Origin of the sequence: Chlorogloeopsis sp. ULAP02, from assembly GCF_038404745.2 — a bacterium.
In the GTDB taxonomy this organism is placed as follows: domain Bacteria; phylum Cyanobacteriota; class Cyanobacteriia; order Cyanobacteriales; family Nostocaceae; genus Chlorogloeopsis.
On sequence record NZ_JAYKTT020000046.1, the window covers coordinates 1 to 20,172 of the forward strand.

General features: G+C 41.9%; 10 protein-coding genes and 2 pseudogenes. 3 read left to right on the forward strand and 9 right to left on the reverse strand.

Annotation, left to right across the window (positions count from 1 at the left end):
• Positions 1 to 190: 190 nt before the first annotated feature.
• From U2718_RS16580 to U2718_RS16600, 5 genes are all read right to left on the reverse strand, one after another.
• A complete protein-coding gene (locus U2718_RS16580; RefSeq protein ID WP_342001371.1) occupies positions 191 to 607 on the reverse strand; it encodes a hypothetical protein in 417 nt (138 codons plus the stop codon).
• Between the two features lie 253 nt (positions 608 to 860).
• On the reverse strand, positions 861 to 1,985 hold the full coding sequence (locus U2718_RS16585) for a transposase (protein ID WP_342001373.1): 1,125 nt from the start codon (positions 1,983 to 1,985) through the stop codon (positions 861 to 863).
• 94 nt (positions 1,986 to 2,079) lie between these two features.
• Entirely contained in the window at positions 2,080 to 2,352 is a 273-nt protein-coding gene (locus U2718_RS16590; RefSeq protein ID WP_342001375.1) for a hypothetical protein, read from the reverse strand.
• Between the two features lie 254 nt (positions 2,353 to 2,606).
• The gene (locus tag U2718_RS16595) at positions 2,607 to 3,077 is read right to left on the reverse strand and encodes a hypothetical protein (protein WP_342001376.1); all 471 of its coding nucleotides are present in this window, start codon (positions 3,075 to 3,077) and stop codon (positions 2,607 to 2,609) included.
• A 243-nt stretch (positions 3,078 to 3,320) separates the two neighbouring features.
• Positions 3,321 to 4,403: a site-specific integrase gene (locus U2718_RS16600; protein WP_342001378.1), complete on the reverse strand. Its 1,083-nt coding sequence runs from the start codon at positions 4,401 to 4,403 to the stop codon at positions 3,321 to 3,323.
• A 224-nt stretch (positions 4,404 to 4,627) separates the two neighbouring features.
• Here U2718_RS16600 and U2718_RS16605 point away from each other — a divergent pair.
• The 3 genes and pseudogenes from U2718_RS16605 (at position 4,628) to U2718_RS16615 (ending at position 6,564) form a co-directional block, all read left to right on the forward strand.
• A pseudogene (locus tag U2718_RS16605) lies at positions 4,628 to 5,128 on the forward strand (four helix bundle protein).
• Positions 5,110 to 5,766 (forward strand): hypothetical protein, encoded by a 657-nt coding sequence (locus U2718_RS16610; RefSeq protein ID WP_342001380.1) that lies wholly within the window; start codon positions 5,110 to 5,112, stop codon positions 5,764 to 5,766. The pseudogene U2718_RS16605 and the gene U2718_RS16610 overlap by 19 nt, the downstream one beginning before the upstream one ends.
• A 231-nt stretch (positions 5,767 to 5,997) precedes the next feature.
• Positions 5,998 to 6,564 (forward strand): hypothetical protein, encoded by a 567-nt coding sequence (locus U2718_RS16615; protein ID WP_342001382.1) that lies wholly within the window; start codon positions 5,998 to 6,000, stop codon positions 6,562 to 6,564.
• 216 nt (positions 6,565 to 6,780) lie between these two features.
• Here U2718_RS16615 and U2718_RS16620 read toward each other — a convergent pair whose 3' ends face one another.
• The 4 genes and pseudogenes from U2718_RS16620 to U2718_RS16635 form a co-directional block, all read right to left on the reverse strand.
• Positions 6,781 to 10,998 (reverse strand): amino acid adenylation domain-containing protein, encoded by a 4,218-nt coding sequence (locus U2718_RS16620; protein WP_342001384.1) that lies wholly within the window; start codon positions 10,996 to 10,998, stop codon positions 6,781 to 6,783.
• 171 nt (positions 10,999 to 11,169) lie between these two features.
• A complete protein-coding gene (locus U2718_RS16625; RefSeq protein WP_342001385.1) occupies positions 11,170 to 16,629 on the reverse strand; it encodes an amino acid adenylation domain-containing protein in 5,460 nt (1,819 codons plus the stop codon).
• Positions 16,605 to 17,318 (reverse strand): KR prefix domain-containing protein, encoded by a 714-nt coding sequence (locus U2718_RS16630; RefSeq protein ID WP_411813312.1) that lies wholly within the window; start codon positions 17,316 to 17,318, stop codon positions 16,605 to 16,607. The genes U2718_RS16625 and U2718_RS16630 overlap by 25 nt, the downstream gene beginning before the upstream one ends.
• 276 nt (positions 17,319 to 17,594) lie before the next feature.
• Positions 17,595 to 20,171 (reverse strand): annotated as a pseudogene (locus U2718_RS16635) (type I polyketide synthase); the annotation flags it as partial.
• Between the last annotated feature and the right edge of the window lies 1 nt (position 20,172).

Below are 20,172 nucleotides of genomic sequence, written 5' to 3' on the forward strand. Positions count from 1 at the left end.
GTGATAAGTAGGAAGACGCAAACAAACGCTCTTTTGTCGCGCGTTCGTAGAAGACATTGGCGCAGCCATCGCGGATCACCAGAATCAATTACTTAACCTCAGCCGCCAATATTAATTACCAAAATTATTTCATAAATTGTCCTTATAGACGGATTTATTTTCGTTGATTAGCTCGATTAAAATGAGTGTTTTATCTTTTAAAAAATAACAACATTCCATGTGGATTATCTAAAGATACATTTTTATTACTATTGGTACTTTCCAATTTATCTCCTTGTAAATCTTGACTTGAAAGTGAGTACACATCAGTTGCAATAAGTTGATATCCTTGATTAATTAAATAAGCAACTAATTTATCAGGCATGACATGGGATGCGCCATAACTTGGTAATAAATTATGTTCAATTTTATCCTTGTCTGAAATATTTAATTGCATCACACCTGTACTACAAAATACATCAAAGTCAATCGACTTAACTAAGCCACTTATAATAATTTCAATTGAATTTAATTCCATTGCCAGTTGCTCTATACTTGCAAAATTCCGCGACCACGGGTTACCTATTAAAAATAGGCGTATCGATATTGCCTCTGGCTGTACTTTCACAATATCAAGTAATGTTTTTGTAACCGCATCTGGTTGTAAGTAATCTAATACTCCATGAACTGAAACTAGCCGTAGGCTATTAGGAGCGTAAAGTTTTGTCAGTTCAAGTTCTGCTAAATTGCGATCGCAAAAATAATTTAGCTGTAGGTTTGGGTATTGGCTGCGTAAAGCTAAAAACTTTTCTGGCGGATTAGTAGCAATGTCTTGACATACTCTCCCGAATCCGCTTCGCTAAATTCGGGGGATTCTAGCTTCAAACAGCGATTGCTGGCATAGCCAGTCTGATATCACCTAAGCCAACAGTCGATGCCCCGACTGCACAAATATTACGACTAGCGTTTTCATCCCTTCCATTTACTGATTGGCAAGATGGGCAACGCCATTCTCTAATAGATAAATCCAACTCTTCTAGAACGTGTCCACAGCCAGAGCAAGTCTTAGTGGATGGATACCACTGGTCGATGAAAACAACCCTCTTTTTCTTCTTTTTAGCAATCCATTTTAAAATTTGCAGGAACTCACCAAACGCCAAATCTGATATTTTTCTTCCCCAAAGTCGTTGCATTCCCTTGAGGTTCAGCGTCTCAAAACACAGCACATCAAACTTATCAGTTAGTTCATGGGCTAATTTCCAAAACCAATCACGCCGACGATGAGAAATATCTTCATATTTGCGTACCAAATTTTTCCTAGCTCGCTCCCTGTTGGATGAACTCTTTAGTTTTTTGGAATGCTGTCTGCTGGCTTTTTTGATGGCGTTGAGTGACTGCTTGAAAAATTGGGGTGATTCAATTTTAGTACCGTCTGAGCAAGTGAGGAATGTTTTCAACCCAAAATCAAAGCCAGCGATTTTACCCGTCTTAACTTCAATTTCTGCTTGACTAACATTATCAACCACTACAACCATAAACAATTCACCTAATGGTGTGCGTTTAATGGTTAAGGTTTTAACTGTTCCCTCAATGTCTCTAGACTTCCAAAATTGATATACTCGATGCCCAATTTTCACCCTGTTGCCACCTAAAAACTTATAACCAGCTTGTTTGAGAGTGAATGATTTGTATTTTTTTACCTTTTTAAATCCTGGTGGTCTAACTCCTTTTTTATTGTGTTTAAAAAATAGTTGATAGGCTTTCTCTATGCGTTGACAGATATCTTGTACTGCTTGAGAACCTAGCGATTGCCAGAATGGATTACGTTTTCTCAATTTAGCAATATGAGACTGAAGTTTTGCACTCCTCAAGTGCTTGCCCCACATTCTGTAGTAGCGTTTGTGTAGAGCAATGCAATGATTGTAAATTACCCCAGCCGCATTAATAATGCGCTTAAGGTATCTATTTCTTTTGTGTTGATATAGCTTAAACTTCAGTGTTTTCATATTAGTATTTTACCAAAAATATGGAGATAAAAACTCAGATTATTCCTAAATTAAGCTTAAATACCCTCCCTTCTTATCGATTGAGGAAGAGGAATTATGGATATTCTCTTAAAGATTCGCGATTAACTGTGTATGATTGCCAACGTAGCCGTTCACCCTTAATTTCTTTTGGATTAGCTTCTAGCCAATTATAAAGTTTTTTAGCTTGCCGCAATGCGTGGTCTTTGCCTTCAAAAACAACGCTGGGAAGAAAAATATTGCCGTCAAAATGCACCGCAACTTCAAATAAATCTTCATCCTCATCTTCGGCTTCTGCTTCTGTTACCTCAATGATTCCAGCCTTATATAGTTGGTCATTTCCCTGCATTGCTTCGTCAGATATACCCCTACATTATTAAAATTTTAGCTTTCAGTTACAAAATAATTAGAACGCTCTGTTGGTTCTAATCCCTTATCTGGAGGGAAGTTTTGTTTGTGTACATGAGCCAGTACCGTAGTGTTAGCGCAGATCGGCATTATCTCCAGGAGGAACTAAAGCCCTATTCTTTTTCTTACCCGCGATCGCATTAACAGAGTGAATCAGTAGTGTAAATTCAAAAATTCTTAAAATTAATAAAAATTCTAACTTGCCGGATGATATAACCCCGTATCCTGATTAAATTCCCATCCTAACCCTGCTCTATCCTTGCCTTTGCACCATCCCACAAAAAGCGGTGGTGGCAGATTAATTCGCTGCTCGCGTATAGTTTCTACACTTACACCAAGTCTTGAAGCTAAACCTTCTTCCGTCAGCGGTTGGATTCTTTGAGTTTGCCCTTGATAATATGAATTATTGTTGTACGATTTATTCCGCCGTTTCGGTTGGTTGTTGAGATGATTTTGAATTTTAATAATAGCCTCGGCGAATTGTTTCATTTGGGCTGTTATCTCTTCAGTTTTTTGTTCTAAAGAGTCCAAACGTTTATCTTCATTACCAGCAATTGTATCAAGGTCATCTAGAGAACCATCTAGGTATAGCTCAATAAAACGGGTGAGCGTCGCTGTTGCCGTCGTGCCTTTCGAGTTGCAACGGGCGATAAACTGCTCCCACATCTTTTGGTCACAGTTGAAAGATGCTAGCTTCTTTGTTCTCCCTGTATTGCTCATATCTAGGTAATGTCTAGGTAATATCTAGGTAAACTAGTCCGCGGACAGGAACAACTGAGCGTGTTTCCATCTTGATAACTACCTTGACACTATCATGATGAGCGTATGAGTGCGATGGCCTAACCGCCCGGCGGAGGCGATGCCTTCTGGAGTGGCTTCCCCGTAGGGTACACCTATGTTTTTTATTTTTTACCTATGTTTGCTTTTTCTACGCAGTGCGTGAGAAGTCCCAACACGCCCGACATGGTGAATGTACTTTGCAGTTGTCGCAGGTGTTGCGTGGCCCAAATCTGCTTGCAAGTCAAAATCAGAAGCTCCATTTTTCTTAGCCAGCGTTGCGTGGGTGTGGCGGAGAAAGTGGGCGCTGAACTTAATTCCCGCACAAGCAGAAATTTCCTCCATCATCAGTCGCAACCCGCGATCGCTTAAAGGTTTACCCCTATCCCGCCGACTGGGACTAGGAAACACCGGCTCATCATTGCTGGCATTCCCACGGTAATCCAGTAGCACCGCACTCGTCTGGGGATCGAGACTAACAGTTCTGGTTTTATTTCGTTTCCCCGTCACAGTTAACAACAGACAATCCCCATCCTCCCGAAACTGCCGCCAAAATAACCCCGGCGTAATTATGCGCTTACCATAATCAGAAGTTTGCCGGGCAATTTCTCCCGCCCTCACCCCACTGTAAAACATGAGAGTAAACAGCAGCCAGTGCATCTTATTAGTATTGTGTTGCAAGTCTACTTCAATCGCCGCTTTTTCCAACTTAGCAATCTCGCGTTCCGAGAGAATGCGCTCTGCGAGCTTATCGTCCCACTGAATGCTTAAGTCCTTGCCCAAGTCGATAGCAAAATAACCAATAGAAGCTCTAGTACCCCACTCCCACAAACTTTTAATCGCTGCCGTGTATTTAGCCGCAGTATTTTTACTAATTCCATAAGTATTTTTCTTTCCCCGTACTGGCTTTTCATCCTTGAGCCAAGCCAGATAAGCGTGTAGATGGAATAACGTTACCATCCTCAAATCAGATATCCCAAACCGCGACTGCATATAATCGACAAGCTCATAACCAATTTGCCGATATGCCCGTCGCGTTTGGTCGCTTTTAATAGTGACAGAATGCACCCATAGCTCAATTAGCTGTTGTGTGGAATTAATTTTCTGGCGGTTGGGAAAATAATAATCTACAAGCGCGACACGAGCTTCATCAAGCGGTAGAGTCACCACCTCCACAGCAAGTGATTCCACGCTTTTGACAGGTAAATTTTCCATAATCTAAATCCCCAACCCCCACTGATAATTATGATGCCGAGAATCACAATTCCCGGTATCTTTATGATAGTTGTTTCCCAAGCACCACAAAATTACTCATCGAAAATAATCTATATCGTATATCCGCGGATATCCCGTATGCGATGATGGTAGTGAGAAGAGTAGGGGAAGTAGGGGGAGATAGGGAGGTAGGGGGAGTGAGTAAATATTAGAACTCAAAGCAAATGGTTAAAGAACTGGTTAGAAAGCATCAAGATTTAGAAATTTACAAGATGGCATTTGATACGGCGATGCAAATTTTTGAATTATCGAAAAAGTTTCCTGTGGAGGAAAGGTATTCGCTTACCGACCCTCCGGGTACCCTGCGGGAACGCCTCCGGCGTACAGCAGTCGTACCCAACGGGAAGCCGCCCTGACGGGCGTCTACATGGGGGAAACCCCCTGTTCTGCGCGCGGCTTCATCAAATTCGTCGCTCCAGAGCGTTCTGTGTGTGCTTTCTTTAGCTGAGGCATGGAGGAAGCGTCGATATGAGGCAGCTTTCGTCGCTAAATTGAATGATTGTGAAGCAGAAGCAGCCGAAACTCAAACCTGGATAGAGTTTAGTGTTAAATGTGGTTACTTGAATGTTGAGATTGGTCGAGAACTCTACGGAACCTATAACCAGATTTTGAGTGGATTAGTCAATATGATTAATCATTCTGAATCTTGGTTAATGAAGCACTAAGAGACTTGCAAGTAAATAACTATTCTATCGCTTTTGAAGCTGGGGGAGAAAGAGCATTTCCTCCCCCTACTCCCGCTACTCCCGCTACTTCCCCCACTTCCCCTACTCTTCTCACTTCTCCACAACAAAAGCGCGAGGGACTGGTGGAATATCCGCAGATAAATATAAAACTTCTGTCTGAAGAAGACCGGGAGTTGGTGAAGCAGGCCAAGCAGCGTGCTGAGGATTTGCGCTTAACTTTTAAAGAGTTTGTGCTGGATTGTATTAAACAAGCACTTGCACAAGAGAGTCCAGATGATGCAGATAGTACAACTGCTGCTGAAATTGAAGTTTTGAAAGTTCAAATCGCCGCGTTGTCAGAGAAAGTGAGTATCCCTTCTGCGACCAAAACGGAAGTACATACCCTTCAGGAGCGGTTAAATCAATTGCGGGTGGGGATTTCAAATGAAATTAAGAAAGATAGGGAGCAACTTACATCTTTAACACTGGCAATCTCCCGACTTGAAAGCCAGATTGAACAGCTAATACCTTCCTTAAATCTTCAGGTGGATGGCGAAGGTGATGCCGACAGTGATAGCGACTGGATTTTTGGGGAAGGCTCCGGTGGTATGGGAGGAGAAAATATTGAGGGTTTTTGAATATGCCCGAACTGATGGAAGCTGACCAGAGAAAACGATATAGGATATAGATTTTTGGTTGTCTGGGTCAAAAAAGCCTGCAGTGATTAGCAAAAATCGGTTATTTAGTGCTTATGCAAATGTGATAATAGCTAAAGCAATATTAGGCGATCGCTTTTTAAATAAATTGTTGATGAAATTCCACTGCTTAAAGACGCATGACAATTTCGACTAGCTAGGAAAGGATCATAAATGACTCGCCCTGATGAGTTAGTTTCTATACTTGACCGCATCTTCAACGGCTGTCGAGATGAGGGGATATTGCCTGCCATATTGCGTCAATACCTCAAAGTACGTAAACGTACCCTAGCCAACCTCTCAAAATTACCAGACCATGCGATAGATGGTTTACAGTTACTGTTAAAGGGTGGGACGGCGATTGAGAGTTTACCTGAAGCCTTTAAAATAATTCGCAGCCGTCCTCATGGTCATGTAGCGGCAGTGTTAGGAAGCTTGAAGAATACAGGTTTACATCACCTGATTCATGAAGAAAATACCAGAGAAAGAAGATTGGTATTGGCAATGATTGTGGCACGTATTATAGACCCAGGTTCAAAATTAGCCACATCAAGAGGAATGAGTTCACAAACCTGCTGTTCGAGTCTGGGAGAGATATTAGGACTCTCAGGTGTGGATGAAGATGAATTATATTTAGTACACCTATTGCTAAGGCGCGATGGGATAAAGCCATACAAAAGCTTTCTGCTAAGGCTAGTATTGTTTCTCGATTGCTACTCAATGAAGTTCCCGAAAATATAGAAGAAAATTTTTCCCAATTAGGCTTACATTTATTGCCCCATAGTAGTATTGAAACAATGGAAGAACTTTATCAACGAGTCAAAACTAAAAATCAAAACTTGATTTAAATTTAAAAATTATTGGTATCCAATGTCTTTGGGTTGCAGTTTTAGTTGTTGAAAACATAAAGTTTTTTACAACAGAACCAATTAAAGTGTCCTAAATTCCCACTCTCCGTTAATCAACCTGTTCTAGGTATTCGTTCATCGCTGCTTGCAAGTATGAAACGTAAGGTTTTGCAAGCATTGTGTAATGATCGCCAAGAATATTAATAATTTGTACTGGTTCTATTGAAAAATTTTCCCATCCTAAAGTTGGGTTATTATGAAAAACACTACTACTTGCTCGAAACAAGATAATGCGATTAACAGGATTTTTCGGTTTGTAGTTAAATAAGGCTTGAATATTATTCTGAAAAACTTGTAAGAGATGGTGAAAGTGTTGATGCTCAACATCTGAAGGTAAAAGATTAAGCATTTTCGCTTGTTCCAAAAAATAATCAAGTTTTTTTTCTGGTTCAATTTTTTTGAGGTTTGTATATAAAGTATTGAGATTATCTAAATTTAAAATTTCTTTTCCAGTAGAACTGGCTATATCTTGAGCTAAATCAACTAATACCTTGTCTGGTTCACAATAATTAATCTCTGTAGGCTGTTTTTTGGTAATTGGTGCTTGGCTATCTAGTAAGGCGAGTAAGTCAACTCTTTGACCTTGCTTTTGTAATTGAGTTGCCATCTCAAAAGCTATGACACCACCCATAGACCAGCCTCCTAAAAGATATGAACCTTCTGGTTGAATAACGCGTATAGCTGCAATATATGCAGATGCCATATCTTCGATGCTGGAATAAGGTTCACATTCTCCATCAAGACCAAGCGATCGTAAACCGTAAAATGGTCTATCTAAACCAAGAGAACTGGCTAATTCGTAGTAACAAAAAACATTTCCACCCACAGGATGAACAAAAAATAAAGGTTTTTTTGAACCGTGGGGTTGAATAGCTACTAGCGGAGATGGATTTTGAGAAGAATGAATGTTTTGGCTAAGAAGACTTTTAAGTTTTTCAATAGTAGCCTCTTGAAAAAGTTGAACAAGTGGTAATTTACATCCAAAGAGTTTTTCAATTTTAGCCATCAAGCGCACAGCTAAAAGTGAATGGCCTCCAAGTTCAAAGAAGTTATCTGTAACACCAATGGGAGAAATACCCAAAACCTCTTCCCAAATTTGCGTCAGTTGAAGTTCTAAGCTATCACGAGGCGGTACAAAATCTTTCTCTAACCTTGGTTGCTTGACTTCTAGTGCTAGAAGTTTTTGACGGTCTACTTTACCATTAGGCATCTGTGGTAAGTTTTCCATCAATATAAAAGCTGACGGAATCATGTAATCAGGTAACTGTTGTTTCAAGAAGTTTCGCAGTTCTTTAGCAGTAGGTTGCTGCTTGTTGTTGGGGACTGCATAGGCAATCAATTGTGTATCCCTTGCATGAGGTAGCACAACTGTTTCTTGCACATCTGGGTGTTTTGTTAGTGCAACTTCAATTTCCTCCAACTCTACACGATAACCCCGTATTTTTACTTGATTATCTATTCTGCCTAAGTATTCAATATTGCCATTCGGTAAATAACGAGCTAAATCACCAGTTTTGTATAGTCTACTGCCTCCTGCCTTCTCAAAGGGGTTAGGAATAAATTTCTCGGCGGTTAAATCAGGTCGATTCAGGTAGCCTCGTGCTAAACCAAGACCACTAATATACAATTCACCAGGTATACCAATAGGTGTAGGGTTGAGGTGTTTGTCTAGTATGTAGATTTGCGTATTGTCTATGGGGCGACCGATAGGTACACTAGCAATTTGCAAGTTTTCTGGCACGCCAACAGGTTCGTAGATTGTTGCGCCAATAGTCGCCTCTGTTGGGCCGTAGGCATTCAGCCAGCGAACTTTAGTGCCTACCTGTTGCTGCCATAGTGCTAATTTTTCGGGTTGTGCTTGTTCTGTTCCAACAATTACCAAGCGCAATGTCGGCGGCAATGCAACGTTTGAATTAGATAATTCAGATACCCACTGATGCCAGTAGGCAGTAGGTAGATTTAGAACTGTGATGTTTTCTGATTCTAAGAATTGGTGGAAATTTGAAAAAGATAGTACCCAATCAGGGCGAATCACAACTGTTGAACCGCATAACCAAGATGGGAAAAGTTCTTCTGCGGCAACGTCAAAGCTAATAGAGGCAAATTGCAAAACTCTATCATTTGACTGGAGTTGATAGATTTTGGCAGCAGCAAGACAATGATTTACCAAAGCTTGATGGGGAATCATTACTCCCTTGGGTGTGCCTGTAGAACCAGAAGTATAAATTATATATGCTAAATTTTCTGATTTAACCTCAGTTGGATATTGTTGCGTAATTATTTCAGAGATATTATCTTGCCACGATGTATCTAGACATACAATTTTAGTTTGATGTAACGGTAATTCTGCAATTAATCGCGTCTGGGTAAGCAGCACCAAAGGCTTGGCATCTTCTAACATAAAAGCCAATCTTTCCCGTGGATAAGACGGATCTAATGGCAAATATGCGCCGCCTGCTTTCAAGATTGCTAGGATGCCAATTACCATTTCTAGAGATTTTTCAAGGCAAATTCCTACGAGTACTTCTGGTTTAACACCAAGTTGCTTGAGGTAATAGGCTAAAGCATCGGCTTGCTGGTTCAATTCTTGGTAAGTTAGCTGCTGATCTGCAAAAACAACTGCCACAGCATTGGGTGTTTGCTCTACTTGATCTGCAAATAATTGGTGAATACAGATATCCTGTGGATAATCGGCTTGAGTATAATTCCACTTCACCAACAACTGCTGCTGTTCGGCTGGAGTCAATATCGGTAAGTCTCCGAGGCGTTGTTCTGGATTAGCCACAATACCCGTTAATAAAATCTGTAAATGTTCCACCATCCGACAGATAGTGTCAGCGTTAAATAAATCGGTGTTGTATTCCAATTCCCCATACAATCCACATTCCTTTTCTTGCATCACCAAACTTAAATCGAATTTGGCTGTTTGATTTTCTAGGGGGAGTAAATTCAAATCCAAATCAGGTAGTTTTAATTCCTCCACTGGAGAATTTTGAAGAACAAACATTACCTGGAATAATGGATTGTAGCTGGGGTTGCGTTCAGGCTGGAGTTGTTCTACTAAATACTCAAAAGGTAAATCCTGATGGGCATAGGCAGACAAAGTACACTGCCGCACCTGATGAAGCAGTTCTCGAAAACTAGGATTGCCTGCAAAATTGGTACGTAACACTAAGGTATTGGCAAAAAGCCCTATTAATCTTTCTTGTTCTTTATAGTTACGATTGGCGATCGCAGTTCCGATCAGAATATCATCCTGCTGGCTATAGCGATAAAGCAAGGTGACAAAAGCTGCTAGCAGCGTCATGAATAATGTCACCTCCTCATGACGACTTAGTGCCTTGAGTGCTTCAGTCAAGTTCGAGGATAAAGAGAAAAATTGTGTTTTTCCACAGAAGCTTTGTAGCGCAGGTCGAGGACGGTCTGTGGGCAATTGCAGTATGGGAGGATAGTTAATTAATTGCTGCTGCCAGTAATTGAGTTGAGATTGGAGGCGATCGCCAGTTAGCCACTGTCGCTGCCAAATAGCAAAGTCAGCATACTGGATGGGTAATTCTGGTAAAGGTAAAGGCTTGTTACTACAAAAAGCTGTGTATAATGCTGCTACCTCTTGCAAGAGTATACCCATCGACCAGCCATCACAAATAATGTGGTGGATTGTAAACGAGAGTACGTATTCTGTTTCGTCTAATTTTACTAAGGTGGTTCGCAGCAATGGTGCTTCAGTTAGCTGAAAAGGACAGTTTGCTGCCTGTGCAAGCAGCCTCAACGCTTCGGCTTGGCGTTGATTCCATTGGGGTATTTCCCGTAAATCAACAATTGACAAGGATAGAGGTAAATCAGGAGAAATGACTTGAGTAGGTTTTCCGTCAACACAGATGAAAGTTGTACGTAAAACCTCATGACGACGCACTATTTCATTGAGGCTATGTTGCAAGGCAGATAAGTTGAGTAAACCTTTTAGTCGCACAGCTATAGACTCGTTGTAAGAAGCGTTTTCACCTTCCCACTGGTTGAGAAACCACAGCCTTTGTTGGGCGAAAGATAAGGGAATTTCTTGATTTCGTGAAATGGGCTGAATGGATGTAATTTTAAGATTGGCATGACGAAGGAATGCGAGAATTTCTTGTTTGCGTTCTACTAATTGCGATCGCACGACGGATGACAATTTACCTTTGGGTGCGTCATAACGTAAATAATCACCTTCTGCCCAAATTTTGATGTCTAAGCGTTTTAACTCAGATAAGAGTTCTTCGATAGGTTTCATAATAGGTGTAGCTCAATTTGGGGATGGTTTTTCTCACGCAGAGGAGCCAGTGCGTTGGGGAGACAGTGCGTTGCGCGGGTTCCCCGCGTTGTAGCAACTGTCGTCGGCTTTGCCGACTTGAAGCAACTGGCGTTCGCAGAGACGCAGAGAGTAAGAGTTTGAGATAACGATTCATAATATTCCTTGCTCGCGCTCATCATCTGAGTTATCGCTGACCATATCTGCGATATAATTTGCCAGACGCGCCACTGTTGGTTGCTCAAACAAACTGCCCAGAGGTAGTTCAATTTGCAATTCTTCCCGCATTCGCGCGATCGCTTGGGTTGCTTTCAAGGAATCGCCCCCTAATTCAAAGAAGTTATCGTGGATTCCTATTTCTCCTATCTTGGTAACTTCAGTAAAAATAGCAACTAAAGCTGTTTCAGTACTATTACGAGGTGCAACACTGTCTGCTTGATTTTTTGCCTGGGTTGGTAATGGTAGAGCCTTCCTATCCACTTTGCCATTAGCTGTCAATGGTAAAGTATCAAGTAACACATAAGCGGAAGGTATCATGTATTCAGGTAACTTTTGTTGTAGAAAAGTACGTAATTGCTCGGTAATAGTTTTTGGCTGGTGGACAGGTTGAAGCTCTAACCATTGGTGAGCTTGAGTATGGTCTATTTTGCCGCCGATAAAGCTGTGGAGTAAAATTTGACTGGATTCTAGGGTGAAAAATTCACGTAATTCCGCAAATTCTAAGTAACCAATAGGACAAAGACCGATGTGATATTCTGGTGCGTGGTTCATCAGCAATTGACCGATATAACCAGCTTCCAATAAACAAAAATCTTTCGCCAATTCGCCATACATAGGAGCGATCGCACTCAATTGTCCAATCAAAAATACTGAAAAAGCGGACTGTTCAAAAATGGGTTGATTGCTACCATAGATACTGTTAGCGATCGCTGATTCTGGATTTAGCAACACTAGACTATGTTCGGCAGGATGATAATAGTAAAAACCAGCATTCAGTCCTGTTATGCGATCTGGTTTGACATACAGATAAGTTTGGACTGGATAAAGACTACCAGCAGAAGGATAGCGATATTTGGGTAAAGGAAAGCCATCTAGCTGCATTTGTCGCAGACAACCAAGAAACTGGCTAAACAGTTCTAAGGAAATAAGTTCGTTTTGGAAGTGACGATAACTCTGACGCTGTAAATAAGCTTGCTTGAGAACTTCATCAAACGGGGCATCTGGTAATTTAACTATGGCATCATCTACCCTGGTTTGTCGCAATCCTGATTGTTTGAGCTTAAATTCAATCCGTTCTATAGGATCGAGCAATACACTAATATCAAGTTCAGTGGAAGACTTATCATTAGGACTGACAGGGAGACGCGGGGACAAGGGGACGCGGGGAGTTTTGAATAATAAGTGATTATCCAAATTTGAGATAAATTGAATAGGTTGGTAGGCTTCAGTCTGTTGGTGATTGGATGCAGCTATTTCTGAGTGTGGAACTATATAAGCTACTAATTGCTGATTTTCCCGTGACTCGCCCACAGCAGCAACTACTACCTCTTTAACGCTGGGATGTTGTTTTAAAGTAGCTTCTATTTCACCTAGTTCAATGCGATAACCATTAACCTTAACCTGAAAATCTTCCCGTCCTAAAAACTCAATATTGCCGTCTGGTAAATACCGCCCCAAGTCGCCAGTTTTGTACAACCGTTCTTGAGTTTGGGGATGAATAATAAAACTAGCATCAGTTTTATTTTGGTCTTGCCAATAGCCTTGGGCAAGTCCAACACCACCAATATAAAGTTCTCCCACTACCCACACGGGACACTCTACCAACATTTGATTAAGCACATAAAACTGCTGGTTAGTCATCGGACGACCGTAAGGAATACTCTTCCAATTGGGATCAACCGTTGTTACAGGATAGATAATTGACCAAATGGAGGCTTCTGTTGCCCCACCTAGACTAACAACTTGGACATTTTCACAAACAGACTGAATCTGAGATGGTAAATTCAAAGGCAACCAATCACCACTCAACAACACCAAACGCAGCGATTGAAGTATGTCGGCTTGATTATTTGCACACTCAATCAACATCTGCATCAAAGCAGGGACGGAATTCCAAACGGTAACTTGGTATTGCTGTATAAGTGCTAACCAGTGGGCTGGGTCTTTAGTACTTGTGGCTTCTGGAATGATAATTGTACCGCCAGCAGCTAATGTACCAAAGATATCATAGACTGATAAATCGAAGCTGAGAGAAGAAAGAGCTAAAACGCGATCACCCGATCCAATAGCAAAGCGTTTGTTAATATCCAAGATGGTATTTACAGCCCCCCGATGGTCGATCATCACCCCTTTGGGTAAACCCGTGGAACCAGAAGTGTAGATAACATAAGCAAGGTCAGTAGATGATTGCACTGTTTCTAAGAGGGGAATGTCATCAACCAGCGTGAAAGTATCTACACAAAGACGTTGAATCGAGTCCGGCCATGTTAAAGTTGCATCCAGCCAAGATTGAGTTAAGACTATCTGGACTTTTCCTGCTTGAAGTAGATGCCATTGACGTTCGCTTGGCAATTGGGGGGCAATCGATAAGTAAGCAGCACCAGACTGGAGAATCCCCAGCACAGCAACAACTTGTTCCCAACCTTTATCCATGACGACTGCTACCAATGTATTCGGTTGCACACCTAAGCGCCGTAGTTGATCAGCCAGTTGATTGGCTAAACAATCCAACTGTTGGTAAGTTAAAGTCCGGTTTGGGGTGATGACTGCTGGCTGATGCTGTTGTTGGGGTACTTGGGCAGCAAAGAGTGTGTGAAGCAATGCTTCAGATATTGGTGATGCGGTATCGTTACAAGTTGTCAGTGGCTTTTGCAGTGTTACTGTTTGCCAGATTGCTTCTTCAGTAGCTAGAGAATCCAGAAGGCGACAATAAGCCCTAAACATATCATCTAATAGCCCGACTGGAAAAAGTTCTTCGACTGCATCCCAGCTCCACACCAAAGCCCCGTCTGTTTCAGAAACCTGATGATCTAGCCAAACTTGGGGTGTTTGAGAAATGCTGTAAATTACCTTTCCTATTTTCTCCAACCCTAAAGTGTCTGGTTCGGGAGTACCTTGAGTTAAGGTACTGGTAAACACAATCGGTATAGCTGCTTTCGTTGTTCCTCCTTGGGTTCGGGCTAATTCCCGCAAAACTTCCACACCACTGATATAACGATGTTCCAAGTCTTGCCAAAGCTGTTTTTGCAAACATCGCGCTTTGGATGAAAAAGGTTCTGGAGTGGAATAATCCACAGCCAACAACGTCAGTGAGGTAAAGTCTCCGACAATTTCGTTAACTTGGGGATGGAGGGGGAGACGATTGAACAATGTCAGGTTGATTGTAAATTGAGGGTTTTTACTCCATAAACTCAAAACTTCAGCAAAGGCAGCTAATAAAACTCCTGAAGGTGTGATTCCTGCCTGAACAGCACGAGTTTTTAGTTGTTGCCAAGTGGTTGGCTGCAAATGGGCGCTGCGACGGACAAAGCGGGGCTGTTTGATGGTACTGGGATGCTTTGCTAAAGGTAATTCTGGTGCAGGTGGTAATGTCGGAAGTCGTTGGAACCAATAATCTTGGGAACGTTGATAAAGTTCTGTATTTTTGAGGGCTATTTCTGCTAAAACGTAATCTCGAAAAGAAACTTGCAATGGTGCTAAGACTGCCTGGGGATTTTGATAAAGTTGATATAAGTGTGGTGCGAGAATTTCGCCCAAACTCCAAGCATCGACGATTAAGTAATCAAAACTCAGATGCAAACGAATACGGCAATCATCTAAACGAGAAGCACGGATTTCAAACAAAGGTGCTCGATCGGCTGCTAGTACTTGATGGGACATCCTCTGTCGCACAGCTTCTAACTGGGATGCAACGGCTGTAGGGTTTTGTCCGCGTAGGTCGAGGATTTCTATGTGATAAGTCTCTATTTGTGGTAAGATTTGCTGCTGTCCATCCGGTAGAACGATCGCACGTAACATATCATGATGGGCAATCAGCCTTTGTATAGCCAAATTTAACCGTTCTAAATCCAGGCGATCGCTTTCCAACTCAATATAACCGTGAGTTGCCACATTCCCTAATTCAAATGCTTCACTACGCCCAAGCCAGTATGCTTGTTGGACATCTGTTAAGGGAAAAGGTTGATAGCGTTGCTCAAAGTCGGGTGTAATTACAGGTAGAGCGGGTATAAATGTTTCTGGATTTTGTTCTTGCTGAATTTGGGTAATTGCATCTGCTTGGGTTTTAATAGTAGGTGATTCAAACAAGCTGCTCAAAGATAACTCTACCTGGAAAGCTTTGCACATTTGAGCAATAACCTGAGTTGCCAGTAAGGAATGTCCGCCGAGTTCAAAAAAATCATCGTGGATGCCAATAGACTCGACACCCAGGAGTTCTTGCCAGATATTAGCAATGGTTTGTTCTAGCTGATTTTGCGGTGCAACATAGGCATTTTTTAAATTTGGGCGAGAGTGTAGCGAGGTTGTAATTACTGGGAATTGTGGCTGAATCCATTGCTCAATCCGAGTTTTTAAATCTGCGGTAGAAATAATTACTTGATTTGATGTATTAGATAAAACACGCTGAAAAACTTCTACACCTTCATGGGGTGCGATCGCTAATTCTGTCAAAGTCGCACCTAAATTATTCGTTTCTTTTTTTGGATTGATTTTCCAGCCATCCCAATTTATGTTTAACCAAGGAATTTCGTTGGATTGGTTGCACTTGTGGGCAAAAGCATCCATAAACAAATTAGCCGCAGAATAAGCAACAAACCCCAATCCTCCTAACACAGACGATAGAGAAGAAGTCAGCAAACAAAAATCAGGCTTTTTACCTTGTAATATTTTTTGCAAAACATAAAGCCCGCGTACCTTGGCATGAAATTGTTGTTCGCATTGGGCTTTAGTTATTTGTTGAATCCCCCGAAAGCATTCTTGATTGAAAATTCCCGCCGCATGGATGACACCATGAATTTCACCAAAGCGATCGCTAATTTGGTCAATTGCTGCTTGCATTTGTTCTAAATTAGCAATATCAGCACTTTTGACCGTAACCTCTGCGCCGTGTGCTTTTAGAGCTTGCACTTTTAGTATGTGCTGGCTAATTTTATTTTCAGGATCGTGAGTGTCTAACCATTGCTGCCAATCTTCTGTAGGCGGTAACAGCGAACGTCCAATCAAAATTAATCTTGCTTGTACAGTCTTTGCTAAATATTCTGCTAACGCAAAGCCAATACCACCTAAGCCACCAATAATTAAATAAACACCTCGTTCTCGTAACCCAGGTTTTTCTGCATCAGGCGCTGTCAATGGTGCTGGTTCAAAAGTTTGTATCCATCGCCGATTTCCACGATAGGCAACAATTGAGTTAGGCACTTCTGCCACCATTTCCGCTATAACAAAATCTACGAGCTTTTCCTGATTGCAACTAGGCGATTCAAGACTACCAATATCTATGTGTTGGCAAGTTATATAAGGATATTCTTGGGGAATCACCAAACAAGCCCCTAACACAGTAGCTTTTTCTGGAGAAAGAATTTCTTCCCCCGTCACCATTTGGATATTGTTAGACACAACCCAATTTTTATTTGCTTGCCTAGATGTTGTTTCCCTAGTGCCTGAACAATAAATAGTAAGCTGTAAAAGCCTAAATCTTGGGTTTGATTAAACAACTCAATTTCTGAAGATGGGCTTTCATTTGTTGTGATACTCCACAAATGCAAGATTGTTTGAGGGATTTTGCCCAAGGTGCGGAGTGTATCAAACAATGCCTGATAATCTTCGGACTTTTGCGGATTTATAACAAAGGTGCAATTATCAATCTGGTTAAAATGCTGCCCTACCTTCACAGTTATTACATCTTGATTTTCTGTCACTAGCCTTTTTACCAGTCCAAAACAACTAGGAAAAGAAATCTTTGAAACTCCTATTTCTTCGCGTTCTTTGCGCCCTTTGCGGTTCGTTTTTCCATTACTTGTGCGTAAATCTTGGCCAGATTCATCTACAAATACCAGCCAACATGAATTCTGCTCTCCTATTTTAGCTTTGTGGAAAGGCTGAGGTAATCTAGTTTGCTGCCAACAAGGTACATAAAACCAATTGGTAATATTCGACTTTTTAGCCAAGTTCGCTGGAGAAATGTCTGTAATTTTGACTGATTTTTCCGGCTCAATCCAATAACGTTGGCGCTCAAACGGATACGTCGGTAACGGAACACGATAACATTGCTGATGCTGATAAAAACCAGACCAATTAACCTCCACACCTGTTAGCCAAAGCTGACCGACTGCGTTCAACAAACACTCCGTATCTGATTGACGCTTTTGGGGATGGGGAAGAGTGGTAAGTGTAACTTTTGGACTAATATTATATGAATTATCATTTGGACTGACAGGGAGACAGGGAGACGCGGGGACGCGGGGAGTTTTGAATAATAAGTGATTATCCGAGCTTGATATAACAAATTCTCCCTTTTCTCTCTCCGTATTCTCCGTGCCTCTGCGGTTCGTTAAAGAAAGTTTTTCCCAAACAAGTCTTGCAAACGTACTCAAAGTATGACCAGCGCCAACCTCCAGCAAAACGTGTTCTGGTTCCTGTAACAACAATTGCACGCCTTCAGCAAAAAGCATAGTTTGGCGTAAATGTTGTAACCAATAATTTGGGTCTGTAGCTTGAGTAGCCGTAATCCAAGTACCAGTTACATTCGAGATATACGGAATTTGCGGAGGCTGGAAGCTAATCCTTTTTACTTCCTCTGCGAACGCTGGCAAAATAGAATCCATCATTGCAGAATGAAAGGCGTGGGAGGTGTGGAGATGACGAGTTTTGACACCGTTGTGATTTAAATGATGTTCTAGTTGCGCGATCGCCTCTACATCACCAGAAACAACACACAATGAAGGAGCGTTGATTGCCGCTAGAGAATAATGCTCATTTAAAAAGGGTTGTATTTCCACCGCAGACAAGGAAACAGCCAACATTGCTCCTGGAGGCGTTTGTTGCATCAGCCGTCCTCGTGCTGCTACTAATGCTAAAGCCTCTGCTAAGGAGAAAACACCAGCGAGATGAGCTGCTACGTATTCCCCAATACTATGACCAATCATTGCTTGCGGCTGAACGCCCCATGATTGTAACAATTGAGTCAAAGCATACTCAATTGTAAACAGTGCTGGTTGGGTAATTGCAGTTTGTTGTAACTGCTGGGTAGCAATTTCAATCTCTGTCTGAGCAGGATACAGTAAACGGCGCAAGTCTAGCCCTAGATGTGGTTGAAGAATTTCTGCACATTGGTCAATTGCGGCTTGGAATGTTGGTTCTGTTTGATACAGTTCCCGACCCATATTTACATACTGCGTACCCTGACCAGGAAACATAAAAACTACGGGCGGGTTGCGGCGTTCTTGGTAATTTGATAAAACTTGTGGTGAGTTTGGGTTTGTCAGAGTGATGATTGCATCTTCTAAGTTTTGACAAACTACCATCCGGCGATAGTTGAAAGTCCGGCGACCAATGCCCAAAGTATAAGCAACATCCGCCAGATTAAGGTCAGAATGTAGTTTGAGATGTTGAACCAGATTTAGCGTTGCTGTCTCCAAGGCAGAGCTAGTTTTAGCTGATACTACTAGTAATTGATAATTTCTCCCCTGCACCTCTGCACCTCTGCTCACGCCAGTTGCACTCAACGAGGGAACCTCAACGGACAGTTTGCTCAAGTCGGGGAACCCGCCCACGCAACTGTCCTCCGCAAAGCACTGGCTCCCCTGCTCCCCTGCTCCCCTGCTCCCCATCTCTCTTACAGATGGGGCTTCTTCCACAACGATGTGGGCATTTGTGCCGCCAATACCGAAAGAACTAACCCCAGCGCGACGGGGAGTATCATGAGTTTCCCACGCAGAAAGAGTAGTGTTGACGTAGAAGGGGCTATTGACAAAATCAATTTGCGGGTTCGGTTCCTGAAAATGCAAGCTGGGTGGAATTTGTCGGTGTTTGAGGGCAAGAACGGTTTTGATAAATCCTGCCACACCAGCAGCCGTATCTAAATGACCGATGTTAGTTTTGACTGAACCAATGGCACAGAAACCTTTTTTTTGGGTATTAGCGCAAAACACTTGATTGAGTGCAGCAATCTCGATGGGATCGCCTAAAACTGTTCCTGTACCGTGAGTTTCGATGTAAGTGATGCTTTCCGGTTCTACGCCAGCTAAAGTATAGCTCTCGGCGATTGCTTTGGCTTGTCCTGCCATACTAGGAGCTGTGTAACCTACTTTCACAGCACCATCGTTGTTGATGGCTGATCCTTGAATGACTGCATAAATATAATCTCTATCAGCAAGGGCTTCTTCTAGCCGTTTTAAAACCACAATCCCCGCACCACTACCGCTTACCGTGCCGTTAGCTTTGGCATCAAAGGCGCGACAGTGACCATCAGGAGCAAAGATTCCTCCTGGCTGATAGGTATAACCAACTCGATGGGGTACGGCAATGGAAACACCACCAGCTAAGGCGATATCGCTTTCACCAGCAATCAAACTTTGGCAAGCATAATGAATGGCAACTAAGGAAGTAGAACAAGCAGTTTGCACAACAACGCTGGGGCCAGTCAGATTTAATTTATAGGAAATAAAGGTAGAGAGAAAATCGCGATCGTTACCCAACCAAATTTGATAGCTGCCTACCGAATCAATTAATTCTCGATTAGCAAGGATATTATTTAATAGATACGTACTCTGGCTTAAACCAGCATAAACCCCAATTCGACCAGGGTAAATTTCACTGTTGTAACCGGCGTTTTCTAAACTTTCCCAGGCACACTCTAAGAAAATTCGGTGTTGCGGATCTGTAATTGTGGCTTCTTTCGGATTGATACCAAAAAAGGGTGCATCAAATAGTTCGATGTTTTCTAAGACACCTTTGGCTTTCACATAGTTATTGTTTTGCAACATCGAAGGAGCAACGCCCATTGCCATGAGTTCTGTATCAGTTAAGGTAGTAATTGATTCAATGCTATTACGTAAATTCTCCCAAAACTCATGGATGTTGTTGGCTCCAGGAAATCGACCTGCCATACCAATGACAGCGATCGCATCAGGGTTAGTTGATAATACTGCTTGATTCATA